Origin of the sequence: Gordonia ajococcus (assembly GCF_012974285.1) — a bacterium.
Taxonomy (GTDB): domain Bacteria; phylum Actinomycetota; class Actinomycetes; order Mycobacteriales; family Mycobacteriaceae; genus Gordonia; species Gordonia amicalis.
In genome coordinates, this window is record NZ_CP052884.1 from 4,357,069 (window position 1) to 4,382,555 (window position 25,487).

Here is a 25,487-nt window from a genome sequence, read left to right on the forward strand (position 1 = left end):
GCGGCGACGTCATCCGCCCTGTCGAAGTGTGGCCGTTACGTAGCCGCGTTCTTTGTCGACGACGTTGACCAGCGTCTCGGCGAGCGCGGCACCGTCCGCAGAAGCCTCCAGGCCGACATATCTGCGCAGGTTGTCGAGGATCTGTTCGGCCAGCGCCTCGCGCCAGCCGAGGGCATCGCCGCTCATGTGCGCCGAGATCGCGACACCGGGAAGATCCCACAGCTCACTGTCGGCGGGCAACGGTTCGGTGGCGAACACGTCGAGCGAGGCCGCCCCGAGGTGCCCCGCGCGCAACGCCTCGACGAGCGCCGGCTCGTCGACGAGCTCCCCGCGGCCGACGTTGATCAGGTGCGCTCCCGGCTTCATCGCCGCGAGCACTCGAGCGTCGATCATCCCAGCGGTCTGCGAGGTCAGCGGCGCGATGGTGACGACGTTGTCGAAGTCGCCGACGTGATCGGCGAGCTCGGCGGTGGGGATGACCCGACCGAAGTCGGGGTCGGACTCCCGCGCGGTCCGCCCTCCACCGACGACCCGCATCCCCACCGCACGGAGTAGTTGCGCGGTGGCACGACCGATCCCGCCGGTGCCGATCACGAGGACCGAACCCCGAGACGTGCCGACCGTCTCGCGATGCTTCCAGACATGATCGCGCTGCAGGGCCATCGACTCGTGTAAACGCTTGTCGCGCGCGAGGATCGAGGCAAGAACGAATTCCGCGATGGGCCGGTCGAAGACCCCGTGCGCGTTGGTCACCACCACGTCAGAGGCGGTCAACTCGTCGAAGAGCAACGAGTCGACCCCGGCCGCGCAGACGTGCACCCAGCGCAGCGCCGACGTCGCGTCACCCCAGTTGTCGGCGAGCGCGCGAGAGAAGAAGTCCCACAACACCAACACGTCCGCACCGGGTAGGACTTGCGCGAGATCGTCTGCCACGCAATGACGTATCTCGGCGAGGTCGGCGAGTTGGTCGAGGTTCGGCGGCGGCGCGACACCTGGGGCACCGAGGAGCGCGAGGACCGGTCGTCGGGTGCTCATACGGCCACCGTAACCCCGATCCCTCTGCACTCGTCGAGTGGACGACGCACTCCCCGCTCCTTGAGTAGGCACGAGCCGAGACACCAAACTGCCACACCGAGCAACCCCCCGCCGGTTGAGCCGACACCGAGCGAAGCGAGGCGTCGCGCCGAAACTCACACACCGAGCAACCCCACGCCGGTTGAGCCGACACCGAGCGAAGCGAGGCGTCGAAACTTACACACCGAACAACCCCAATGCCGGTTGAGCCGACACCGAGCGAAGCGAGGCGTCGCGTCGAAACTTGCACACCGATCAACCCCAATGCCGGTTGAGCCGACACCGAGCGAAGCGAGGCGACGCGCCGAAACTCACACACCGAGCAACCCCAATGCCGGTTGAGCCGACACCGAGCGAAGCGAGGCGTCGCGTCGAAACCCGCCCGCCACCACACCCCACCGACCGGCTCAAGGTTTCGACGCGGTGGCTCGCTCCGCTCGCTACCGGCTCAACCAACGTGGCGCGAGGTTTCGACGCGGTGGCTCGCTCCGCTCGCTACCGGCTCAACCAGCGTGGCGCGAGGTTTCGACGCGGTGGCTCGCTCCGCTCGCTACCGGCTCAACCTCCAAGCCGGACCTCCGGTTGACAACGGAGCCCTCCCGCTCCTTGAGTAGGCGACGAGCGCAGCGAGGAGCCGTATCGAAAGGACCCCCACCACCGCTGACTGTCACATTGTTGACAATCGTACGATCTCCCGTCACGGTGTACCCATGACTGCCGGCGTTGACTCCCCCACCCGCACCCATCAGACCGCCTCGCTCAGTCCTGCGCTCAAACAGGCGACGCCCGTCGTCGTCGACCATGCCCTGGGGTCCTGGATTCACGGCACCGACGGCCGCGACTACCTCGACTTCACCACGGGCATCGGGGTCACCAGCACCGGTCACTGCCACCCGCATGTGGTCGCGGCCGCACAGGCCCAGTGCGCCAAGGTGATCCACGCCCAGTACACGACCGTTCTGCATCCGCCGCTGCTGGAGCTGACCGAACGTCTCGGTGCGGTCCTCCCGGCGGGCCTGGACTCTGTCTTCTACGCCAACTCCGGTTCGGAAGCTGTCGAAGCCGCGATTCGTCTCGCCCGGATGGCGACCGCCAAGCCGAACATCATCGTCTTCCAGGGCGGATTCCACGGCCGCACGGTGGCCGCGGCGAGCCTGACCACGGCGGGGACGCGATTCTCGGCCGGCTTCTCCCCGTTGATGAGCGGCGTCCACATGGCGCCGTTCCCCTATGCCTTCCGCTACGGCTGGGACACCGACACCGCCGTCGACTTCGCGCTGCGCGAGCTCGACTACCTCCTGCAGTCGCGCGTCGCCCCCAACGACACCGCCGCGTTCCTCATCGAACCCGTCCTCGGCGACGGCGGTTACCTGCCGACTCCGCCTCGCTTCCTCCAAGGGCTGCGCGAACGCGCCGACCGACACGGCATCCTGCTCATCCTCGACGAGGTGCAGGCCGGCTTCGGTCGCACGGGCAGGTTCTGGGGCCACCAGCACGCCGAGGGATTGACTCCCGACATCATCATCACCGCAAAGGGCCTGGCCTCCGGTTTCCCGATCTCGGCGATCGCCGCGCCGACCGAGCTGATGAGCAAGGCGTGGCCGGGCTCGCAGGGCGGTACATACGGCGGCAATGCCGTGGCCGCGGCGGCTGCCATCGCGACCCTCGAGGTCATCGAGGCCGAGGGACTCGTGGAGAACGCCCGCGTGCGCGGCGAGCAGATGCTCGCCGGCCTGCGTGAGGTGTGTGCACGATTCCCGGGCGTCGGCGACGTCCGCGGACTCGGTCTGATGGCGGGCATCGAGTTCATCACCACCGACGCCGCGGGCAACACCGTGCCCGACGCCGCTGCCGCCGTCGCGGTGCAGCAGGCCACCACGGCCCAGGGTCTGTTGACGCTGACCTGCGGACCCTCGGCCAACGTCGTCCGACTCATCCCGGCCCTTGTCGTGACCGCCGACGAGATCGACCTCGGCGTCGCACGGTTCGGCGCAGCGTTGCATGCCGCACTGGGTTAGGCCGGTGGACATCGCGGTCGAACTCACCGACCTCGGCATCGATGCCGACGCGTCGCCTCGACGCTTGGCCGAATACTCCTACGACGCCTCGAATTACCGCATCCCGCCGCTGGCCGTGACGTTCCCGCGGTCCGCGCGTGAGGTCGCCACCATCGTGGCCCGCTGTCACGACCTGGGAGTCCCGGTCGTCGTGCGCGGTGGCGGTACATCGATGGCGGGCAACGCCATCGGCGATGGCGTCGTCATCGACCTGTCCCGTCACCTCGACCGTGTGCTGTCGATCGACGCCGAGACCTCCAGCGCGGTGGCCGGTTCGGGCATCGTGCTGACCACGCTGGCGGCACGTGCCCGTGCAGCGACCGGCGGCCGGCTCACCTTCGCACCCGACCCCTCGTCGGCGTCGCGGGCGACACTCGGCGGCGCGATCGGCAACGACGCCTGCGGTAACCACTCGGTCCGGTACGGACGTACCAGTGACCACGTCATCGAGCTCCACCTCGTCACCGCGGACGGTGTCCTGCTCACCGCGACCCGGGACGGGTTGTACGCCACCGACCCCGGCGACGCCGCCGCGGTCGCCCGCGCAGCCGAGATCAGTGCCTCCCTCGGTGATCTCGCCGCCGCCAATCTGGCGATCCTGCGCACGGAACTCGAGACCATCCCGCGTCAGGTCTCGGGTTACCACCTCGCACGACTGTTGCCGGAGAACGGTTTCGACGTCGCGCGTGCACTCGTCGGCAGCGAGGGGACATGCGCAATCGTGGTGTCGGCCAAGGTGCGGCTCGTTCCGGTCGCGACCTCCCAGCTCCTGCTCTGCGTCGCCTATCACTCCCCGTCGGACGCCGCTCGCGACGTACCCGCGATCCTCCCGTTCTCGCCGTCGGCCATCGAGGGCATCGACCGGAAGATCGTCGCGACGATGGCCGCGCGCCGCGGCCGGGACACCGTCGCCGGACTCCCCGAGGGTTCGGCCTGGTTGTTCATCGACGTCGACTCCGAAAGCGCTGCGGCGCAAGGGGAAGACGACGTCCCCGCGACCGCGAAGCGCCTCCTCGACCACCTGCGTGGGCAGGGCCGGATGATCGGCGCCACCGTCGTCGACGACCCGGTGCGGCGCAGGGCCCTGTGGCGCGTCCGTGAGGACGGCGCCGGACTGTCGTCCCGACTGGCCGACCCCGACGACGAGAGCATCGGCGGGAACTACGAATCCTGGCCCGGCTGGGAGGACGCGGCGGTCGCCCCCGAGCGCCTGGCCGACTACCTCGACGACTTCGCCGAACTGCTCGACCATCACCGCCTGACCGGCGTGATGTACGGCCACTTCGGCGCCGGGTGCATGCACGTGCGCATCACGTTCGACCTGCGCACGCCCGAGGGACGCGCCGTGATGGAGCACTTCTGCACCGCGGCCGCCGAACTGGTTGTCCGTCATGGCGGTTCGCTGTCCGGGGAGCACGGCGACGGACGCGCCCGCTCGGCGTTGCTCCCGATCATGTACTCACCCGCGATGATGGCGGCCTTCGCGCGGTTCAAGTCGATCTGGGACCCGGCCGGGACCCTCAACCCGGGCAGCATCATCGACCCACCGTCGATCACCGCCGACCTCGCTCTCGCCGATGTCCCGCGCCGGGCCTGGCCCACCGCGTTCCACCTCGGCCACGGTTCCCGAAACAAGCCCCCGAAATCCGCCCTCAGCAGCGGCGTCGACGACACCACGTCCTCGACGACTCCCTCAGGGGCGCATCTCCGGGCTGGTTCTACCGACCTGCCGCTCCTGGACCCCTTCGTCCATGCAGTTCAGGGCTGTATCGGCGTCGGCCGGTGCCGGGCCGACACCACCGGTGTCATGTGCCCGAGCTATCGGGCGACCCGCGATGAGAAGGACTCCACGCGGGGTCGTGCCCGTGTCCTGCAGGACATGGTGCGCACCGCGCCGTCGATCGACGACGGATGGCGATCCCCCGAGGTCGCCGAAGCCCTCGAACTGTGCCTGTCCTGCAAGGCATGTTCGACGGACTGCCCGACCGGCGTCGACATGGCGACCTACAAGTCGGAGTTCCTCCACCATCACTACCGTCGCCGCATCCGCCCGCTGTCGCATTACTCGCTGGGCTGGATGCCGGCGTGGCTGGCGGCGGCGGGGATCGCGGCACCACTGGTCAATCGCGCGCTGTCGTCGAAGATCAGCGGTCTCGCCGCACGCGCGGGCGGCATCGATCCGCGCCGGACGATGCCGTCGTTCTCGACCCGCCGCGTCCGTAGGACCCATCTCGACGCACTCGCGCCGGTGTCCCCGACCTCGCAGGTGATCCTGTTCGTCGACTCCTTCACCCGCGCCTTCCGCCCCCAGGTCGCATCGGCGGTCACCGAGGTACTCGGCGCGACGGGTGACCAGGTGGGCTGTTCGGCCGACAACTGCTGCGGGCTCACCTGGATCTCCACCGGCCAGCTGGACAAGGCCCGCCGGACACTTCGACGCACCGCTGCGACTCTCGACGACGGCACCGACCGTCCCATCGTGGTGCCGGAGCCGAGTTGTGCTGCCGCACTGGCCAAGGACCTGCCCGAACTCGTCCCCACCGACAGCGCTCGTCGCGTGGCGGCGCGGGTCCGGAGTTTCGCCGCATACCTCCCGACCCTGCTCGACGCGGGATGGCGACCGCCGGCGCTACCCGACGAGGTCACCCTCCAGACCCACTGCCACGAGTACGCGGTCTTCGGCGCCCGCACCGGCACCGCCGCTCTCGAAGCGCTCGGTGTCACCGTGCACTCCGCCGACGGATGCTGTGGCGTGGCAGGTAACTTCGGTTTCGAGAAGGGACACTACGAGGTCAGCATGGCCGTCGCGGAGAACGGGCTCGCCCCGGCGCTGCGCGACGACCCGCATCGTCCCGTCATCACCGACGGATTCAGTTGCGCGATGGCGGTGGAACACCTCGCCACGGTCGACGACGGACTCGCCGGCGCACGCGAGGTCCGCGGTGTCCACCTCGCCGAACTGCTCACCGCCACATCAGAACCCCGACAGACCACCGAAGAACCGAGGAGAGCCCGACCATGACGGCCATCGCCACCCACCAGGTCCCCGACGCCATCTCGTCCATCCGCACCGACCTGTTCATCGACGGTGAATGGGTTCCGGCCGCCGCGGGCGACCGGTTCGACGTGCTCAACCCGGCGACCGGCGAGGTGCTCGCCCGGGTCGCCGACGCCGACGCCACCGACGCCCGCCGCGCACTCGAGACCGCGGCCGCGCATCAGGCCGAGTGGGCGGCCACCTCACCGCGCCGTCGCAGCGAGATCCTCTACCGCGCATACGAACTCATCATGGACCGGGTCGACGAGATCGCCTCCGTGATGACCGCCGAGATGGGCAAGCCGCTGGCGGAGGCCAAGGGCGAGGTCGCCTACGGCGCCGAGTTCTTCCGGTGGTTCGCCGAGGAGGCCGTCCGGATCGGCGGTGACCACACCACCACCGGCGACGGCGGCCATCGCATCGTGGTGAGCAGGCAGCCGGTCGGTCCGTGCATCCTGATCACACCGTGGAACTTCCCGCTGGCCATGGGGACCCGCAAGATCGGGCCTGCCGTCGCCGCCGGTTGCACGATGGTCCTCAAGCCCGCGGAGCTCACCCCGCTGACCACCCTCCTGCTGGCGGACATCCTCGTCGAGGCGGGTCTGCCCGCCGGCGTGCTCAACGTCGTGACCACCACGAATCCGTCGACGGTGGTCACCGAATGGATGGACAGCGGACTCGCCCGCAAGGTCAGCTTCACCGGATCGACCGAGGTCGGGAAGACGTTGCTGCGGCAGGCCGCCGGGACCGTCATGCGCACCTCGATGGAGCTCGGCGGCAATGCCCCGTTCATCGTGTGCGCCGACGCCGACATCGCCCGTGCCGTCGACGGTCTCATGCTGGCCAAGATGCGCAACACCGGTCAGGCGTGCACCGCGGCAAACCGGGTCTTCGTGCATCGCAGCGTGATCGACGAGTTCACCGAGGCGTTCACGGCGAAGATGGCCGCTCTGAAGGTCGGCGACGGCGCAGCCGAGGGCACGCAGGTCGGGCCCCTCGTCGAGCCGAAGGCCGTTGCGAAGGTCTCCTCGCTCGTCGACGACGCGGTGTCCAAGGGCGCCACGGTCGCGTGCGGTGGGCAGGCCACCGAAGGTCCCGGCTACTTCTACCCGCCCACGGTGCTGACCGGGGTCGGACTCGACGCCGACCTGGTGCGCAACGAGATCTTCGGCCCGGTCGCGGCGATCATCCCGTTCGGCGACGCCGACAATCCCCTCGACCCGGCCGCGGACGACGAGGTGATCTCACTCGCCAACGACACCGCGTGGGGCCTCGTCGCGTACTTCTTCAGCCAGGACGTCGACCGCTGCGCTCGCCTGTCGGTTGCGCTCGAAGCCGGTATGGTCGGGGTGAACACCGGCATCGTGTCGAATCCGGCCGCTCCGTTCGGTGGTGTCAAGGAATCCGGCCTCGGCCGTGAGGGCGGCCGCGTGGGCATCGAGGAGTTCCTCGACATGAAGTACACGGCGACCCCGATCCGTCACTGATCCGGAGATCCATTGCCCGGAACGACCATCCGGCACCCGACCACCGACGTGTGAGCAAGGAGCAGGAAGCCCATGTACCTCGGTACTCAGCTGTTCACCGACAGCGAGTACGAACAGCGCCTGACACGCGTCCGCGAACTCATGGACCGTCAGGGGTTGTCGGCGATCATCGTCACCGATCCGGCCAACATCTTCTATCTGATCGGGTACAACGCGTGGTCGTTCTACACCCCGCAGATGCTGTTCGTCCCGATCGAGGGCGAGATGGTCTTCTACGCCCGGGAGATGGATGCCCGTGGCGCACACCGCACGACGTGGTTGTCGGACGACCAGATCGTCGGGTACCCGGAGAGCTACGTGCACCGGCCGCACGTTCATCCCTTCGACTGGGTGGCGTGGTCGCTCCGGCAACGACACGCCATCGCCCCCGCGTCCCGCGGGGGTTCGGTCGGCCTGGAGATGGATTCGCACTTCTTCTCCCCCAAGGCATATCGGGCGTTGCACAACGCGATCCCGGAGTGGAAGCTCGTCGACAACTTCGAACTCGTCAACTGGGTGCGATCGGTGAAGTCCGAAGCCGAGGTCCAGTTGATGCGGCAGGCCGGGATGGTGTGTTCGGAGGCCATGCGTGCGGCCATCGACACCATCGAGATCGGTGTGCGGCAATGCGATGCGGCCGCGGCGATCTCGCAGGCACAGATCACCGGGACACCGGACTATGGTGGCGACTATCCGGCGATCGTGCCGATGATGCCGACCGGTGCAGCAGCCGACACCCCCCACCTGACCTGGCATCAGGGCACCTTCGTCGAGGACGAAGCGGTGGTCATCGAACTGACCGGCGCGCACAACCGATACCACTGCCCGCTCGCGCGGACCGTGTCGCTGGGTACGCCGCACAAGGAACTCGACTACGTCGCGAAGGCGACCGCCGAAGGCTTGAACAACGTCCTCGAGGCGATCAGGCCGGGAGTGGCGACCCGCGAACTCGCCTCCACCTGGAACTGGACCCTCGCCAAGTACGGCCTCGAGAAGCCCTCACGTCTCGGCTATTCGATCGGCATCGGGTATCCGCCGGACTGGGGTGAGCGCACCATCAGCATCCGCACCGAGGACGAGACCGTCCTCGAGACCAACATGACCTTCCACATCGTCTGCGGAATGTGGATGGACAACTACGGTTTCGAGCTCTCCGAGTCGGTGCGGGTGAGCCCCACCGGCGTCGAGTGCTTCACGTCGTTCCCGCGGGAACTGATCCAGAAATGACCGCCGCCACCTGAAGAACAAGGAACACAGGACAACCCAACCGCTGCCCGACATACGAGAACCGCACGACAACCCAACCGCTGCCCGACATACGAGAACCGCACGACAACCCAACCGCTGCCTGAGGTGCGAGGACCGCACGACAACCCAACCGCTGCCCGACATACGAGAACCGCACGACAACCCAACCGCTGCCTGAGGTGCGAGGAGCGCAAGCGACGAGCCACGAAGGCCTGGTGAGACGAGGTGCATGACATGACCACAACGACCGAAACCGTGAACGACGTGCGTCATTCCGGTCCCACGCTCCCCCTTGCCGGGCGGACGAAGGATCTGGTCGGGTCGATGATCGACTCGTCGACCTCACTGCTGGCCGCACAGTCCCACGACATCGTGCGCTTCGCGATGGGCTCCCCGGCCGACGAGGCCGTTCCCGCCGACGAGTTCCGGCAGATCGCCGGCGAGATCCTGGATCACACGTCGTTCACCTATGGCGCCACCGAGGGCGAGCCCCGGCTGCTCCAACTGCTCGTCGACTACCTCGCGACCACACCCGACCCGTCGACCCACGATCGTCTGGTGATCACCACCGGAGGCATGCAGGGCCTCGACCTGGCCTGCAAGCTCTTCGTCGATCCCGGCGACCTCGTCATCGTCGAATCCCCGACCTACACCAACGGCAGCGCGACCGCCCTCTCCTACGGGGCCCAGCTCCTCGAGGTGCCCGTCGACGACGACGGCATGCAGGTCGATCAGCTCGCAGATCTGGTCGCGCACACCCACAAGACCCCCAAGGCGATCTACACGATCCCCACGTTCCAGAACCCCTCGGGCGTCACGATGTCGGAGGAACGACGCCGCGAACTGCTGCGCCTGGCGCACACCTGGGGTGCGGTGGTCATCGACGACGACCCGTACGGGCTGCTCCGTTTCGCCGGCACCGACATCCCGACCTTCCAGACGCTGAGCCCCGGCGATCCCCTGATCTTCTCGGTCCGGACCTTCTCCAAGATCCTGGCGCCGGGGTGGCGCGTCGGCTGGGTCGACGCCGACCCGTCACTGCGGCAACTGCTCATCAACGGCAAGCAGGCCATGGACACCTGCACCAACGTGCCCAACCAGCACATCGTCGCCGAGTACATCGCGCGCGGCGGTCTCGAGGACCACCTCGCCGGCATTCGCTCGCTGTATCGCGAACGCAAGGACGCCATGCTCGACTCCATCGAGCGTCACCTCGGCGACCGCGTGGTCACCACCGACCCGGAGGGTGGCTTCTTCCTCTGGGTGACGCTGCGCGAGGAGTTCGCCGAGATCGACACCCGCGAGCTGTTCGAGATCGCCCTGGCCGACGGCGTCGCGTTCATCCCGGGCCCGGCACTGTCGCCGGGCGGCCGGTTCCGGAACTCGATGCGCCTGTGCTTCGCGTCGAGCACGCCGGAACGGATCGACGAAGGCATTCGACGCCTCACGTCGAGTCTTGAGAAGATGGCCCGGTGAGCGGTGAACACGAACCTGAGCTGAGTCCGGCCGAGCAGTCGCTCGTCGATCTGATCGACGAGTCCGCGATCACCGCGCTCACCATCGCGCTGGTGGAGGCGCCGAGTGAGAATCCGGGCGGCACCGAGGCTTTGGCCGTCGAGGTCCTGGAAAAGGCGTGTCGTGCCCTCGGGCTCGCCGTCGACACCCACGAGGTCGCGGTCGGGCGGCCCAACCTGATCGCCACCCTCCCCGGCGGCGACGGACCAGGTCTGATGTTCCTCGGCCACTCCGACGTCGTGCCCGCCGGCCCCAACTGGACCGCCGACCCGTATACCGTGCGAACTCGTGACGGACGCCTCGTCGGACGCGGCACCACCGACATGAAGGGCGGGATCGCATCCGTCGTGGCGGCCATGACCGTGCTCTCGCGGACACGGGAATTCGGCATGGAACTCTCCGGTCCCGTACGCCTGGTCTGCACGGTCGACGAGGAGGAGCACGGTATCGGCGTGCGTGACTTCGTCGGCCGACCCGCCGATCACGACTTCCTCGGTTGCATCGTCGCCGAGCCGACGGACATGCAGATCGTCCGCGGGTGCCGAGGGGCGTCGTACATCGAGATCGAGGTGACCGGACGCGCCGCGCACTCCGGTCGGCCGGCCGACGGACGCAATGCCATCGACGCCGCGGCGGCGATCGTCGAGATCATCCGCACTGATCACGACCACCTCGCCGAAACCCTCGACGATCTCCTCGGCTGCGGCACCTGGAATGTCGGCACCATCCACGGCGGCCAGGGCATCTCGGTCGTCGCGCCGACCTGCTCGCTCGGCATCGACCGTCGCCTGATGCCCGACGAGGACCCGCTCGCCATCGCCGAGAATCTCCGAAAGACCATCCGCGACAGAAAGATCGACACCGACGGCATCACCGTGGACGTCCGCGTCACCATGGAGATGCCGGGTTTCGCAACCGCCGCCGATCATCCGCTCGTCAGTGCCGCCGTCGGCTCGGTCACCGATGCCGGGGCCGCGACCTCCGTCGGCGGATGGAGCGCCGCCTGCGACGGCGGCTTCGTCAGCCGCGACCTCGGCATCCCGTCGATCGTGCTGGGACCGGGCAACATCAACACCGACGCACATCAGCCCGACGAGTCGGTCGCCATCGCAGATCTGGTCACTGCGGCAAAGGCGTACACGCTCGCCGGGCTGAGGTCGCTCGGCAGTTAGGCCTTCGACTCCGCCGGCATCTTCTGCAACTCGTGGAAGTCGTTCTCCTTGCTGGGGATCTCGGTTCCGCGGATCGAGCACCCCGCGGTCTCCTTCAGGAACAGGAGAGCGATCATGCCGATGGCGCAGGCACCCATCATGTACGCGGCCGGGAAGAGGTTCCAGTCGGTGTTCTCGACGACGGCGTCGTTGACCAGCGGTGCCGTACCACCGAAGGCGGCGGTCGCGACGTTGTAGGAGATCGCGAAGCCCGCATACCGGACCTGTGTCGGGAACATCGCCGGGAAGGTCGCCGAGATGGTGGCCAGCTGTGGGATGTAGAGCACCCCCAGGATGACGAATGCGACTATCGCCCAGGCGAATCCCTGACCCATGAGCCAGTACAGCGGTATCGCGAGGACGAACAGTCCGGTGAGCGATCCCCACCACATGGGCTTGCGTCCGGTCGAATCCGACCACCAGCCGAAGAACGGGATGAGCAACATCATCACGAGCTGCCCGATCAGGTTGACGACGCTCGCCGACGTCTCGGACAGGTTGATCGTGTTCTGGAGGTAGGTCGGCTGATACGCCAGCAGCGTGTAGTTGGCGACGTTGAGCGCGATGACCATGCCGAACATCGTCAGGATCGGTCGCCGATAGTTGACGATCAGATCCTTGAAGCGCGTCCACGCCGTACCCGTGATCTCGTTCTCCTGCTCCAGTTCCTGGAACACCGGGGTGTCGTCCATCTGCGACCGTAGGTACAGGCCGACCAGGCCCATCGGCAGGGCGAGCAGGAACGGGATGCGCCAGCCCCATTGATCCATCTGCGACTCGGTGAGCCCCAGCTGCAGAAGCAGGACGAATGCGGTGCCGCCACAGAAACCGGCGAGGGTGCCGAACTCGAGGAAGGAGCCGTACTTGCCGCGCTTGTTGTCCGGCGCATACTCGGCCATGAACGTTGCGGCCCCGCCGTATTCACCACCGGTCGAGAAGCCCTGGATCACGCGGAGCAGGATCAACAGGATGGGCGCCCACACACCGATCGACGCATGCGTGGGCAACAGGCCGATCAGCGCGGTCGCGCCCGAGATGAGCAGGATCGTCATGGCGAGAACCGATTTGCGGCCGATACGGTCGCCGATCGGTCCCCAGATCATGCCGCCCAGCGGGCGCAGCACGAACGAGACCGCAAAACCCAGCATGGTGCCGATGGTTCCGAAATCACCGGGGAAGAACGCCTGGGTCAGATACACCGAGGCCGCGGCATAGACGCCGTAGTCGTACCACTCGGTGGCGTTTCCGATGGCCGAGGCACCGATGGCCTTGTGGAGTAGTTTCCGGCCCTCGGGTGACTCCGGGTCCGGGGCGAGCCGCTCATAAGTATCCGCTGGTGTCGTGTCGCTCATCTGCGCTTCCTGAATGTCGTCGGGACCGTACTGCCGCCCCTCGATAGGTCATCTCCGTGTCGGTGGACCCTGTGCACGGTGGCGGCTCTTTCACCACCCGTGGACATTCGAACCGCGAGCGCTCAGCTCCCGGACGCGGTGAGATCGTCGGCGTGGTCGCCGTCACCGATCAATCGGCGCAGCCCGTCGGCCATGTGCTCGATCATCAGTGCATCTGCCTTCGCAGAATCCCCCGCAGCGATGGCGTCCACCAACGCCTGATGTTCGTCGATCCGTTCCTTTCCCGATGAATATGTTCCTCGCATGGCTCGCAAACACATTCGTGTCTCCACGAGAATCGTCTCGTGGAGACGCGAAAGCCGTCGGCTTTCCGCAAGTTCCACCAGTGTTTGGTGAAATCCCATGTCCGCCTCTGCCATCCCGGCGCCGTTCGGTTCGTCGATGAACGCGCGCATGGCCTCCACCGCCTCATTCAGCGCGGCCACCGCCTCCGATTCGCGGTGCGCGATGACCTGTTGCACGGCAGCACGTTCCACCGCCGTACGCGCGACGTACATGTCGCGGATGTCGTCGTCCTCCATCGAGACGACGAACAGGCCTCGGTTGCGATGGCTGACCAGCAGACCCTCCGCGGTGAGACGTTGCATCGCCTCACGCAACGGGCCGCGGCTGACGCCCAGGTCTGCGGCGAGACCCGACTCCGTCAACTGCGACCCGGGCGGGAAGTCACCGTTCGCAATGGCATTGTGCAACTTACGCGCGATGATCGCCGGTGTCGACTCCTGTACCAACGGGGTGAGAACACGACGGCGCGTCGAACCTGGCTGTTTTCCCTGGTGAGACGCGGTTCGTCGACCTCCCGGGCCGTCTGTGCCCGGGTTGTCCCCATCCACCTTGATCGTCACCGTCATTCCTTCTTTCTTACCGCGAAAGGCGCGAATAGGTCAGCGTTTCACCCCGCGCGCCGCCCATCCAGACGTCGTTGCACGCAGCCGCGAATTCTCTCAGCCCTTCGGTGATCGTGGCGAAGACGTTGCCGGGGACCCACCCGACATCGCCGTTGACCAGCAGATTGTTCCGGCCGTAGAACACGGCCAGGTCGATCAGCAACCGGTGTTCGGAGGGGGCGGTGTCGACGTCGTAGCCATAGGCCGGGTTGTCCAGCACACCGTCGAACGTGAAGTAGCACAGGTCACCGGGGATCGGCGTGATGGTAGTGTTCTCGGCACCCGGTTCCACCGGCGCGAATGCCGGTAGGAGCGTGTAGATCTCATTGCGCGCGAACTTGCCGTGGAAGACCTGGCCACCCAGCGGTAGCGCGTCCCACACCGCCGCGGCCGTCCGCGGCGCCTCGGCGTCGAGCATCCGCGCCACCGCGGTCACTCCGCGCTTCTCGAGTGTCACGGTGATGAATCGGTCGGCGCGTTCGGTCACGGACGATCCCCCAACATCGTGAAGCCGGCGGCCGCCTCGTAGGCGGCAGCGACCCGCAGCACGGTCGTATCCCGGTGTCGCGCAGCGACGAACTGCGCTCCGGTCGGCAGACCGTCGACGAATCCACTGGGCACGGTGATCGCCGGCTGCCCGGTGAGGTTGAACGGATAGGTGTACGGCGTCCACGACGTCCAGTCCGGCGACGCCGACCCCTCGGGCACGGTTCGTCCCGCCTCGAAGGCGATCCCGGGCATCGACGGTGTGACAAGGACGTCGAACTCCTCGTGGAACAGGCCCATGCTGGTCCCCATCTCCATGCGCAGGGCGTTCGCGCTCACGAAGTCACCGGCCGTGAGGTCCCGATGACATTCGAGCGCCTCGAGTAGCAGCGGATCGACCTTCTCCTCCGCGGCCGGTCCGAGTGCCCGCACCACCACCTCGGCACCCGCGTACCAGATGATGTGATACGCCCACGCGGGATCGTCCCACTCCAGATCGACCTTCTCCACCGTCGCGCCGAGTTGTTCGAGCACCGACACAACACGGTCCGTATTCGCCTGCACGCCAGGGTCATTCGATCCGAAACCGAGATCGGCACTGTAGCCGACTCGCACATCGGAGAGATCCCGGACATCGGCGATCGCGGCGGCGGCACTGTCGGTCGGGGTCGCCAGTGCCGACCAGTCCCGCGGATCGTGCCCGCTCAGGACGTCGAGGAGCAGCGCACAGTCCCCGACCGTCCTCGTCATCGGACCGACGTGTGCGACCGGGGCGAACGGGCTCGGCGGATACATCGGCACCCGTCCGAGCGTCGCCTTGAATCCGACCACCCCGCAGTAGGCCGCCGGTATGCGAATCGATCCCCCACCGTCGGTACCCACCGACAGCGGACCCAGCCCGGCCGCCAGCGCCGCGGCACTACCGCCGCTCGACCCACCGGCTGTCCGCGATGCGTTCCACGGGTTACGGGTGATGCCGGTGCGTGGGCTGTCGGTGACACCCTTCCAGCCGAACTCCGGCGTGGTGACCTTGCCCAGCATCACCGCGCCGGCCTCGCGAAGTCGCGCCACCGCGGGGGCATCGGTGTCCCAGACCATCTGATCCGGCTCGATCATCAGCGAGCCCCGCAGCGTCGGCCAGCCGCTGGTGAGCAACAGGTCCTTGATGGTGACGGGCACACCGTCGAGCGGCCCCAGAGGCGTTCCCGCACGAAACCGCGCGGTGCTCGCCCGAGCGGCGGCGAGGGTCGAGTCCCGATCGACGAGGCAGAATGCGTTGACGGACGGGTCGACCTCGTCGACGGCGTCGAGCAGCTCGACCGCCACCGCCTCGGGCGTCAGCTCACCCGTACGGTAGGCCTCGGCCAGTTCGATCGCGCTGAGCCAGCGTGCCGTGTCCGACATACGCCCCCCATCGGTCGCGATTGGTAGATTGTTGACAATCTACCTTGGAGGTGTGCGAGTGACAACCACCATCGCGATGCTGTATCCCGGCCACGCCGCCGAGGACGACTACGAGTTGATCGAGTCGGCACTCGTGGCCGCGGGTGCCGCGGTCCGACTGCCGGTGACCATCACCGAGATCGAATCCGACGACCACACCGTCGACGCGATGGCCGCCGTCGGCGAACAGGACCGTCTCGCCGAAGGCGTGCGTCGGGCCCAGGCAGATCAGCCGGCGTCGGTGATGTGGGCGTGCACGTCCGGAAGCTTCGTCTTCGGTCTCGACGGCGCCCGACGCCAGGTCGCCGGCATCGCCGCGCTTGCCGACCGGCCCGCGTCGTCGACCTCCCTGGCCTTCGTCGATGCGTGCCGTCACCTCGGACTGTCGCGGGTTGCGATCGCTGCCACCTACCCCGATCCCCTGGCGTCACGCTTCATCGGATTCCTCGCCGACGGCGGCATCGAGGTCGCCTCCCTGCGCGCGAACGACATCGAGACCGCCGCCGAGGCCGGCATCCTCGACGGCAACGGTCTCTTCGACATGATCGAGGCCGCGGATCACCCGGACGCGCAGGCGATCCTGATCCCGGATACCGCACTGCACACCGCGATGTGGATCACCGGACTCGAGGAGAAATTCGGGAAGCCGGTCCTGACGGCCAACCAGGTCACCGCCTGGCAAGGCCTCCGGCTCGCCGGGATGACCGCGGCCACACCGGATCTGGGAACACTGTTCCGTCGCTGAGGGTCAGTCGAGGACGGCCTTGGCCACTGTGATGCAGGTGGTGATCCACTCGCGGTCGTCGGCGGTGAGGGCTCGCGACGCCTTCTCCGCGTCCTCGATCGCCCAGTGCGCGTTCAGGATCATCCGGACGATCACCCAGTCGCGCGCCCGGTCCGGGTCGAGGCCGGCGTCATCGACGATCGTGTAGAAGCGGGACCGGATCACGTACCGCGGGTCGCCTTGTCGGCGGTCGAGGCGATTCCACAGCATCGGGGCGGGTTCATAGTGCGGATCCCCCGACATCGGCTTGGGATCGATCACCAGCCAGCGGCGCGCGCCGGACGGCTCCGCCAGCACGTTCTCGTGGTGAAGGTCGCCGTGCACGACGACACCGACCGTGGAATCGTCGGAGAGAAAGTCCTTTCCGAGCGAAAGCGCCTGTTCCACAAATCGTCTCGGAACCGGCGCGTCACGCGGCATGGACTGCAACCCGGCGAGCCAACGCTCGAGGTGCGTGGTGAGACGCGCCATCCGACCGGGTGCCGGTACGTGCAGGACGCCGTACAGTCCTGCCATCACGCGACACGCCTCGTCGTCGCCGATCGAGGTGAGGTCGGTCCGCTCGAGCCGTTCGAGGAGCAGCGCCCGAAGCCGCGGGTCGGCGCGCAGCATGCGCACGGCACCCCGTCCCGCCCAGTGCTGTAGTCCCAGTGCTTCCTGCGCGCCCTCGTCGTCGCCGTCGAAGGCGATCTTCAGAACGGCTCGACGGCCGTCCCGGTAGGTCACCGGGATCACGAGCGACTCGCACCCGTGCCACAGCTCGGCGCCGTCGCGACGGAGTTCCCAGTCGTCGAGAAGCGCCGATGCCGTTGCGGGCAACCGGCGAAGCCAGTCTTCCCAGGCGGGCCCCAGCGCCGCTTGCGCCGCGAGGCCCGGCGGAATGTCGGCCGCACCGATCATGAGCGCACGCAGATCATGAACGCAGGAAGCGGTAGCCCATTCCCGCCTCGGTGATCAGGTGACGCGGATGTGCCGGGTCCACTTCGAGTTTCCGTCGGAGACTCGCCAGGTAGACGCGTAGATAGTTGCTCTGCCCGAGGTATCCGGGACCCCAGACCGAGTTCAGGATGTCGCTCTGGGACACCAGCTTTCCTTCGTGGCGGACCAGCATCTCCAGGATTCCCCACTCCGTCGGTGTCAGATGGACCGGCTCCTGCTCTCGGATCACCTGTTTCGCACCGAGGTCGACGACAAACGCGCCGGCGTCCACCACCGGCGATTCCGTCGTCGCCCCCGATACCGCGCCCCGACGCAGCGCGGCACGCAGCCGGGCCAGGAACTCCTCCATCCCGAAGGGTTTCGTGACGTAGTCATCGGCCCCCGAGTCGAGCGCCACCACCTTGTCCGCCGCGTCGGTCCGCGCCGAGAGCACGATGACCGGAACGGTCGTCCACCCGCGCAGACCCTCGAGAACCGTCAACCCGTCGATGTCGGGAAGACCGAGGTCCAGGACGACGACGTCCGGGTTGAACCGCGCAGCCGCGGACAGGGCCGCCGCCCCGGTCGCCGCCGTGGAGACCGCGAAACCGCGCGCATTCAGATTGATCCGCAACGCGCGCAGCAGTTGCGGCTCGTCGTCGACCACGAGGACGCGGCTCTTGTCGGCGTTCACCGGGCGCCCTCCTCCGACCTGGGAATGTCCGCCACGGTAGGCAGATTCACGACCAGTGTGGCCCCGCCGCCGGGAGTGTCCGCGGTGGACAACTCTCCTCCGATCGCCGTGATGAACCCGTGCGCCACGGGCAACCCCAGCCCCACGCCGGACGATGCGCCCGCGGTGTCGCCGCCCTGGTGGAACGCCGCGAACACCTGCTCGCGGTCGGTGGTGGGCAGTCCCGGCCCGTGATCGACGACGCGGATCACGCAGCGCGGCGGGTCGTCACCGGTTCCGCTGACGGTGATCTCGACGTCGGGCCCGCCGTGCCGGTGGGCGTTGTCGATGAGATTTGCGAGGGCACGTTCCAGCAGACCCGGGTCGGTGTATGCCCATGCCTGGCCGAGGTCGATCGTCAGTACGAGGTCCGGGTTGAGCCGTTGCACCCCGGCGGCGGCGCGGTGCACGACCTCGGGCAGGAACGTGTGCTGCATCTGGGGGCGTACGGCGCCCGCGGCGAGACGGGAGGAGTCGAGCAGATTGCCGACGAGTCCCGCCAGGTGGTCGACCGACTCGTCCACCGTCGCCAGCAGTTCCGCGGTGTCGTCGGGACTGAAGGTGACGTCATCGCTGCGCAGACTGGACACCGCGGCCTTGGCCGCCGCGAGCGGTGTGCGGAGGTCGTGGCCGACCGCGGACAGCAACGCACGCCTGAGTTCGTCGGTCCGGGCCAGGGCCTCGGCGGAGGCCGCCTCGACCTCCAGCGCGTGCCGCTCGACCGCACCTGCCGCCTGCCCGGCGACCGCGGCCAGCACCCGCCGGTCCCGCGCGCCGAGTCTCGGCCCGCGGAGCAGCAGCTCGAACTGTTCACCCGGTACCGAACACGTCGTGTCCGCCTCGTCCGGACCGTTCAGCGGGCGGTCGCCGACCCAGGCCTCCACTGTCCGAGAGGTTTTCGATGTACGACGGACCAGGGCGACGGCCGACTGGTCGTAGGTCTCGCGTAGCCGTTCCAGCAGACCGGGGACATCGGCACCGCCGAGCACGACGCTGGAGAACATCGCGAGCAGTTCCGCCTCGCGCGTGGCGTCCCGCGCCTGGGCGCGCCGTACGGTCGCCGAATCGACCAGGGCGGCCACGGCGGTCGCGATCAGCAGCATCACCAGGATGGTGATCAGGTTGTCCGGTTGATCGATGGTGAACGTGAATCGGGGATCGGTGAAGAAGTAGTTCAACAGCAGACCGGAGACCACCGCCGACAATGCCGCGGGCGCGATACCTCCGAGCATCGACACCGCGAGGACCGACACGAAGAACAGCGCCGACTGGCTGGTGAACCCGAGCCACGGATCGAGCAGCCGCAACACACCGGTCGCCAGCAGCGGCACGAGCACCGCGAGGATCCAGCTCAGCGGCCGATGGAACCTGGTGTCGCGGACGTCGAGTCGATGTCGTCGTGGCGTCTCGTCGTGCGTGACCATGTGCACGTCGATGCGCCCGCTGCCGCTCACGACCGTTGCCCCGACACCTTCGTCGAAGATCCGCTGCCAGCGCGGCCGTCGGGACGTACCCAGGACCAATTGCGTTGCGTTGACCCCGCGTGCGAACTCCAGCAGGGTGGCCGGGATGTCGTCACCGACCACCGTGTGGATCCGCGCACCGAACCCGGCGGCGAGCTCTCTGAGTGCGGTGAGATCGACGCCGTGATCACTCAGGCCGTCTCCCCGGACCACATGCACGGCCAGTAATTCCGCGCTCGATCGCGACGCGATACGACTCGCACGACGCAGCAGGGTGGGCGACTCCGGCCCGCCGGTGATCGCCACCACGACTCGCTCGCGGGCTTCCCAGGTGTCGGTGATCGAGTGCGCCGCACGATAATCGGCGAGTTTGTCGTCGACCTGGTCGGCCAGCCACAGCAACGCCAGCTCGCGCAGCGCGGTGAGATTTCCCTGTCGGAAGTAGTTGCCCAGTGCCCCGTCGACCCGGCTGCTCGGGTAGACCTTGCCCGCGGACAGGCGCTGCCGTAGCGCCTGCGGGTCGATGTCGACGAGCTCGATCTGGTCGGCGCCGCGAACGACGTCGTCGGGCACCGTCTCCCTCTGCACGACGCCGGTGATCTGGGCGATGACGTCGTTCAGGCTGGCGAGGTGCTGGATGTTGACGGTCGAGCAGACGTCGATACCGGCGTCACGGAGCTCCTCGATGTCCTGCCAACGCTTGGCATTTCGAGATCCCGGAGTGTTGGTGTGGGCGAGTTCGTCGACCAGCGCCACTTGCGGATGGCGCGCCAGGACGGCGTCGAGGTCCATCTCGTCGAATGTCGACCCCCGATAGGGGCGGGCGATCCTGGGGATCACCTCCAGGCCCTCCACGAGGGCCGCGGTCGCCGGCCGCCCATGTGATTCGACGACCGCGATCACCACGTCGGCACCTTCGTCCCTAAGGTTCCGGGCCTGCGCGAGCATCTCGTAGGTCTTCCCGACACCAGGCGCGCATCCGAGGAAGACCTGCAGTTTGCCTCGCCCGTCCGAGCGCCGGCGCGAAGCCGCCTGCGGTGTCGTGACCGGCGAAGTCACCGGTCCCGCCGCTGAGGTCATCCGCCGATTCTATCGCCGGTCAACGGGTGTGACACGTGGCCGGCCCGTGACCGAGCGCCAGATTCACCGACGGGACGTCGACACTGGGCTCCCCGAGGAACCCCCACTGTCTGCCCTGTGTGTGGGCGGCGATGAGCGAGCGGATCACCTCCGGCGAGAGGCGATTCTCGCGTGCCAGTCGCGGCACCTGTAGTTCGGCATATGCCGGACTGATGTGGGGGTCGAGCCCTGACCCCGATCCGGTGACGGCGTCGGCCGGAACCGCCTGCGGCGCCACCCCCTCCCGGTCGGCGATGAACGCCCGTCGATCCTCGATGTTGTCGAGGAGGATCACGCTGTTCGGACCCTGATTGCTCGCCGCCGACGCGGAGGGATCCCCGGTGACCATCGGCGCGCCCTCGGCACCGAGGACACGCGCGTGGAGATATGGGTCCGGCCCGCCCGCCGGCACCTGTGGATCGAGTCCGATGAGCGACGAGCCCACCACACATCCGGAGGCATCGACGAGACGGGAACCCTCGGCACTCGACGAGTCGACCCGCGAGATCGCCCACACCGCGGCGGGATAGGCGAATCCGAGGATGAGTGTGAGCCCGAGGAGCATCCCCAGTGCTGCGACGCTTTGCCGGAGCAGACCGGTCACGATCATCTTCATCTTGCTCACCCCATCCCGGGAAGGAAACGGACTACGTGATCTATCAGCCAGATGCCGACGAAGGGGGCGAGCACGCCACCCAGGCCGTACACGAGCAGATTGCGCCCCAGCAGCTTCGAGGCCGACGACGGGCGATATCGCACTCCCCGTAACGAGAGGGGGATGAGCGCGACGATGATCAGCGCATTGAAGATCACCGCCGAGACCATCGCCGACTCCGCCGAGTGCAGACGCATGATGTTGAGGGCGTCGAGCTGCGGGTGGACGGCGGTGAACATCGCCGGGAGGATCGCGAAGTATTTCGCGAGGTCGTTGGCGAGCGAGAAGGTGGTGAGAGCCCCGCGGGTGATGAGCAGTTGCTTGCCGATCGCGACCACCTCGATGAGCTTGGTGGGGTCGGAGTCGAGGTCGACCATGTTGCCGGCCTCCTTTGCAGCCGAGGTTCCCGTGTTCATCGCCAGCCCGACGTCGGCCTGTGCGAGCGCGGGTGCGTCATTGGTTCCGTCTCCGGTCATCGCGACGAGGCGTCCGGCCTGCTGCTCGGAACGGATGAGGGCGAGTTTGTCCTCGGGGGTGGCCTCGGCGACGAAGTCGTCGACCCCGGCCACGGCCGCGATGGCGCGCGCGGTGAGCGGGTTGTCGCCGGTGACCATGACCGTACGGATGCCCATCGAGCGCAACTGGGCGAATCGCGCGGTCATCCCCGGCTTCACCACGTCGGACAACGCGATCACTCCGAGCACGCGGGCGGGGTGGCCCGCCTCGTGCACCCCGACCAGGAGCGGAGTACCGCCGTCGGTGGAGATGCGCTCCACGTCCGCGAGGACCGCCGGTTCCACTGTTCCCGCCGAGTCGGCGACCCAGCGTCCGAGTGCGTCGGCCGCTCCCTTGCGGTACACCACCGTCGCCTCGGCGTCGTGCAGGTCCACGCCGCTCATGCGGGTCTGGGCGGTGAAGGCGACCACCTCGCGGCGCGTCGCGCCGACGGTCGGGGCCTCCGCGACCGGTTCCACCCCGTACGAGGTCCGGCACAACTCGACGATGCTCCGCCCCTCGGGAGTGTCGTCGGCAAGACTGCACTCCGAGGCCACCCGCGCCAGTTCGTCGACGGGCACGCCCGGGGCCGGGTGCAGCGCGGTGGCTCGGCGGTTGCCGTAGGTGATGGTCCCCGTCTTGTCCATCAGCAAGGTGTCGATGTCCCCGGCGGCCTCGACCGCCCGGCCCGACATCGCGAGCACGTTGCGCTGGACGAGCCGATCCATCCCCGCGATGCCGATCGAGCTGAGCAGCGCGCCGATGGTGGTCGGGATGAGGCAGACCAGCAGCGCGATCAGTCCGACCGGGTCCGGCGACCGACCCGCGTACTGCTGCATGGGTCCGACCGCCACCACCGCCAGCAGGAAGATGATCGTCAGGCTCGTCAGCAGAATGTCGAGTGCGATCTCGTTGGGCGTCTTCTTGCGGTCCGCACCTTCGACCAGCGCGATCATGCGGTCGACGAAGGTCTCGCCCGGTGCCGTCGTGATCTTGACGATGATCCGGTCGGAGAGCACGACGGTGCCGCCGGTGACCGCGGACCGGTCTCCTCCGGACTCCCGGACGACGGGAGCCGACTCACCCGTGATCGCCGATTCGTCGACGGTCGCGATGCCGTCGACCACATCCCCGTCGCCGGCGATGACCTCTCCGGCCTCCACCACGATGAGGTCGCCGACGCGCAACGCACCACCGAGCACCTCGTCGATGACGCCCCCGTCTCCCAACCGACCATCTCGTAACCGACGGGCCACGGTGTCACGCTTGATCTTTCGCAGGCTCTCGGCCTGCGCCCGCCCTCTCCCCTCGGCCACGGCCTCGGCGAGCGCGGCGAAGACGACGGTGAACCACAACCAGGCCGCAACGGTCCAGCTGAACCAGGACGGGCGCAGGATCGCCAGGACGGTGGTCACGGCAGCGCCGAGGAACACCACGAACATCACCGGGTTACGTGCCTGATCACGAGGGTTCAGTTTCCGCAGGGCCAGGGCCATCGACGTCACGAGTGAGCGGAGGTCGAAAGCGCCGCGGGACACCAGTTCCGGTTCGTGGCGCGGGTCGCGTTCGGCGCGGGAGGCGCCTCGGTCGGTGTCGATCAGTCGTGTGGTCACAGCAGCGCCTCCGCGATCGGTCCCAGCGCCATGGCCGGGAAGAAGGTGAGTCCGGCGACCAGCACGATGGTCGCCATGAGTAGGGACCCGTAGAGGAAACCGTGCGTGGGCAGGGCGGAGAGCGCCTCCGGACGTGCGACCGGTTCGGCCGACGTGGCCTCCAGCACGGCGCGCCCGCGACCGGGTCCCGCGACGCCGGTGGGGCCGGTTCCGGTGACACCGGTGCTCTCGGCTGCGCTCTCGTCGACTGGGCCGCGCGGACGCTGCCGGGCGAGAAGGCCCGCGAGGGCGAGCACGAGCACGATCGGCACGAACCGACCCAGCAGCATCGTCACGCCCAGGGAGGCCTGGAACCAGTCATCGGTCACCGTGAGCCCGCCGAAGGCACTGCCGTTGTTGTTGGCCGCCGACGCGTAGGCGTAGAGAACCTCGCTGAAACCGTGGATCGCACCGGGTGTTCCCGGCTCGCCGCTGTTCCCTTGCGCCTCCCCCGTCGCCGTCAGGATCACCGAGATCGCCGTACCCGCGAGCACGAGTGCCGGCATGACGAGGACATAGAGCGCCGTCGTTGTCATCTCGGGCTGACCGATCCGCTTTCCGAGGAACGTCGGCGACCGGCCGACCAGAAGTCCACCGATGAAGACGGTGATCATCGCCATCACCAGGATTCCGTACAGTCCCGATCCGACCCCACCGGGCGCGACCTCGCCGAGGAGCATGTTCCACAGGACCGCGCCTCCACCGCCCGCGGAGAAACTGTCGTGCGCGGAGTTGACGGCACCGGTCGAGGTCCCGGTCGTCGACACCGCGAACAGCGCCGAACCCGGAATCCCGAAGCGCACCTCTTTGCCTTCCATCATGGCGCCCGCCGCGTGGGACGCCGCCCCGGACGGGTGACTCTCGAAGATCCATACGGCGGTGAGCATGATCGTCCAGATCCCTGCCATCACACCGAGAAGGGTCAGTCCCTGGCGCCGGTCCCGGACGAGGGTTCCGTAGGTCCGGGTGAGACAGACCGGGATCACCAGCAGCGCGAAGATCTCGACCAGATTCGAGAACGGCGTGGGATTGGAGAACGGGTGCGCCGAGTTCGCCGACAATGTCCCGCCGCCGTTGGTACCGAGTTCTTTGATCGCCTCCTGGGAAGCGAACGGGCCGATGACACTGCGCACCTCTGCACCATCCGTCGTCGTCCACACGAATCCGCTGTGCCAGGACTGCACAACCCCCTGACTCAGCAGCAACGTCGCCACGATGATGCTCAGCGGCAACAGGATCCGGATCACCCCGCGTACGAGATCCACCCAGAAGTTCCCGATCTCACCGGTGGCCCGGCGGTTGACGATCCCGCGGACGAGCGCGACGGCAACGGCCATCCCGACCGCGGCGGAGACGAAGTTCTGTACCGCCAGTCCCGCCATCTGGGTCAGGTTGGTCATCACGATCTCGGGTGAGTACGACTGCCAGTTGGTGTTGGTGACGAAGGAGATCGCAGTGTTGAACGCCATCGCCGGAGACACACCGGACTTGCCGTCGGACAGCGGAAGCGCTCCCTGCATCCTCTGGATCGCGTAGAGGACCACGAAGCAGACCGCCGAGAATCCCAGTACGGCAAGGACATAGCCCACCCAGGACTGTTGCTTACGCGGATCGACGCGGGCAAGTCGATAGAGGAGACGCTCGACGCCGAGGTCTCGTTCGCCGGTGTACACGCGCGCCATGTGATCGCCCAGCGGCACGTAGACGGCGGCCAGGATCACGACGAGCGTCCCGACCTGCAGGAGCCCGGCAACAGTTGTGCTCATCGCTTC

The 25,487-nt window shown here is 67.8% G+C and carries 18 protein-coding genes; 7 read left to right on the top strand and 11 right to left on the bottom strand.

Going from position 1 to position 25,487, the window contains the following annotated elements; translation table 11 throughout:
* Nucleotides 1-9: 9 nt before the first annotated feature.
* A complete protein-coding gene (locus GAA2_RS19670) occupies nucleotides 10-1,035 on the bottom strand; it encodes a D-2-hydroxyacid dehydrogenase (RefSeq protein ID WP_159405263.1) in 1,026 nt (341 codons plus the stop codon).
* A 749-nt stretch (nucleotides 1,036-1,784) separates the two neighbouring features.
* On the opposite strand from GAA2_RS19670, the gene GAA2_RS19675 reads away from it, so the two are divergent.
* The 6 genes from GAA2_RS19675 to GAA2_RS19700 all read left to right on the top strand — a co-directional run bounded on the left by GAA2_RS19675 (nucleotide 1,785) and on the right by GAA2_RS19700 (nucleotide 11,629).
* A complete protein-coding gene (locus GAA2_RS19675; protein ID WP_159405264.1) occupies nucleotides 1,785-3,092 on the top strand; it encodes an aspartate aminotransferase family protein in 1,308 nt (435 codons plus the stop codon).
* A complete protein-coding gene (locus tag GAA2_RS19680) occupies nucleotides 3,076-6,153 on the top strand; it encodes an FAD-binding and (Fe-S)-binding domain-containing protein (protein WP_159405265.1) in 3,078 nt (1,025 codons plus the stop codon). Before GAA2_RS19675 ends, GAA2_RS19680 begins: the two co-directional genes overlap by 17 nt.
* Nucleotides 6,150-7,655, top strand: a complete 1,506-nt coding sequence (locus tag GAA2_RS19685) for an NAD-dependent succinate-semialdehyde dehydrogenase (RefSeq protein ID WP_159405266.1) — start codon at nucleotides 6,150-6,152, stop codon at nucleotides 7,653-7,655. The genes GAA2_RS19680 and GAA2_RS19685 overlap by 4 nt, the downstream gene beginning before the upstream one ends.
* A gap of 72 nt (nucleotides 7,656-7,727) precedes the next feature.
* Complete coding sequence (locus GAA2_RS19690; RefSeq protein ID WP_159405267.1) at nucleotides 7,728-8,921, top strand: M24 family metallopeptidase; 1,194 nt, start codon at nucleotides 7,728-7,730, stop codon at nucleotides 8,919-8,921.
* Between the two features lie 255 nt (nucleotides 8,922-9,176).
* Nucleotides 9,177-10,418, top strand: a complete 1,242-nt coding sequence (locus GAA2_RS19695) for a PLP-dependent aminotransferase family protein (RefSeq protein ID WP_159405268.1) — start codon at nucleotides 9,177-9,179, stop codon at nucleotides 10,416-10,418.
* Nucleotides 10,415-11,629 carry a M20 family metallopeptidase gene (locus tag GAA2_RS19700; RefSeq protein ID WP_182155511.1) on the top strand — a complete coding sequence of 405 codons (1,215 nt, stop codon included), beginning with the start codon at nucleotides 10,415-10,417 and terminating at the stop codon, nucleotides 11,627-11,629. The genes GAA2_RS19695 and GAA2_RS19700 overlap by 4 nt, the downstream gene beginning before the upstream one ends.
* Here GAA2_RS19700 and GAA2_RS19705 read toward each other — a convergent pair.
* From GAA2_RS19705 to GAA2_RS19720, 4 genes are all read right to left on the bottom strand, one after another.
* Nucleotides 11,626-13,020, bottom strand: coding sequence for an MFS transporter (locus GAA2_RS19705; protein WP_182155513.1), 1,395 nt, complete (start codon nucleotides 13,018-13,020; stop codon nucleotides 11,626-11,628). The two genes, GAA2_RS19700 and GAA2_RS19705, sit on opposite strands and share 4 nt — an antisense overlap.
* A gap of 122 nt (nucleotides 13,021-13,142) precedes the next feature.
* A complete protein-coding gene (locus GAA2_RS19710) occupies nucleotides 13,143-13,931 on the bottom strand; it encodes a GntR family transcriptional regulator (RefSeq protein WP_182155515.1) in 789 nt (262 codons plus the stop codon).
* 10 nt (nucleotides 13,932-13,941) lie between these two features.
* Nucleotides 13,942-14,454 (bottom strand): DUF3830 family protein, encoded by a 513-nt coding sequence (locus GAA2_RS19715; RefSeq protein WP_182155517.1) that lies wholly within the window; start codon nucleotides 14,452-14,454, stop codon nucleotides 13,942-13,944.
* The gene (locus GAA2_RS19720; protein WP_191834525.1) at nucleotides 14,451-15,857 is read right to left on the bottom strand and encodes an amidase; all 1,407 of its coding nucleotides are present in this window, start codon (nucleotides 15,855-15,857) and stop codon (nucleotides 14,451-14,453) included. The genes GAA2_RS19715 and GAA2_RS19720 overlap by 4 nt, the downstream gene beginning before the upstream one ends.
* Nucleotides 15,858-15,915: 58 nt before the next feature.
* Between GAA2_RS19720 and GAA2_RS19725 the strand changes: the two genes are divergently transcribed.
* Nucleotides 15,916-16,641 carry a maleate cis-trans isomerase gene (locus tag GAA2_RS19725; protein ID WP_191834526.1) on the top strand — a complete coding sequence of 242 codons (726 nt, stop codon included), beginning with the start codon at nucleotides 15,916-15,918 and terminating at the stop codon, nucleotides 16,639-16,641.
* Between the two features lie 3 nt (nucleotides 16,642-16,644).
* On the opposite strand, the gene GAA2_RS19730 is transcribed toward GAA2_RS19725, so the two are convergent.
* Genes GAA2_RS19730 through kdpA form a run of 6 tightly spaced genes read right to left on the bottom strand, consistent with a single transcriptional unit; the run spans nucleotide 16,645 to nucleotide 25,481 of the window.
* Nucleotides 16,645-17,580 carry an aminoglycoside phosphotransferase family protein gene (locus tag GAA2_RS19730; RefSeq protein ID WP_191834527.1) on the bottom strand — a complete coding sequence of 312 codons (936 nt, stop codon included), beginning with the start codon at nucleotides 17,578-17,580 and terminating at the stop codon, nucleotides 16,645-16,647.
* A gap of 13 nt (nucleotides 17,581-17,593) precedes the next feature.
* Nucleotides 17,594-18,292, bottom strand: a complete 699-nt coding sequence (locus tag GAA2_RS19735) for a response regulator (RefSeq protein ID WP_096274666.1) — start codon at nucleotides 18,290-18,292, stop codon at nucleotides 17,594-17,596.
* On the bottom strand, nucleotides 18,289-20,874 hold the full coding sequence (locus tag GAA2_RS19740) for a sensor histidine kinase (protein ID WP_232513025.1): 2,586 nt from the start codon (nucleotides 20,872-20,874) through the stop codon (nucleotides 18,289-18,291). The genes GAA2_RS19735 and GAA2_RS19740 overlap by 4 nt, the downstream gene beginning before the upstream one ends.
* Before the next feature lie 19 nt (nucleotides 20,875-20,893).
* Nucleotides 20,894-21,529, bottom strand: a complete 636-nt coding sequence (locus GAA2_RS19745; RefSeq protein WP_096275018.1) for a potassium-transporting ATPase subunit C — start codon at nucleotides 21,527-21,529, stop codon at nucleotides 20,894-20,896.
* Between the two features lie 5 nt (nucleotides 21,530-21,534).
* Nucleotides 21,535-23,676: a potassium-transporting ATPase subunit KdpB gene (gene kdpB, locus GAA2_RS19750; protein WP_191834528.1), complete on the bottom strand. Its 2,142-nt coding sequence runs from the start codon at nucleotides 23,674-23,676 to the stop codon at nucleotides 21,535-21,537.
* On the bottom strand, nucleotides 23,673-25,481 hold the full coding sequence (gene kdpA, locus GAA2_RS19755; protein ID WP_096274668.1) for a potassium-transporting ATPase subunit KdpA: 1,809 nt from the start codon (nucleotides 25,479-25,481) through the stop codon (nucleotides 23,673-23,675). The genes kdpB and kdpA overlap by 4 nt, the downstream gene beginning before the upstream one ends.
* Nucleotides 25,482-25,487 lie beyond the last annotated feature (6 nt).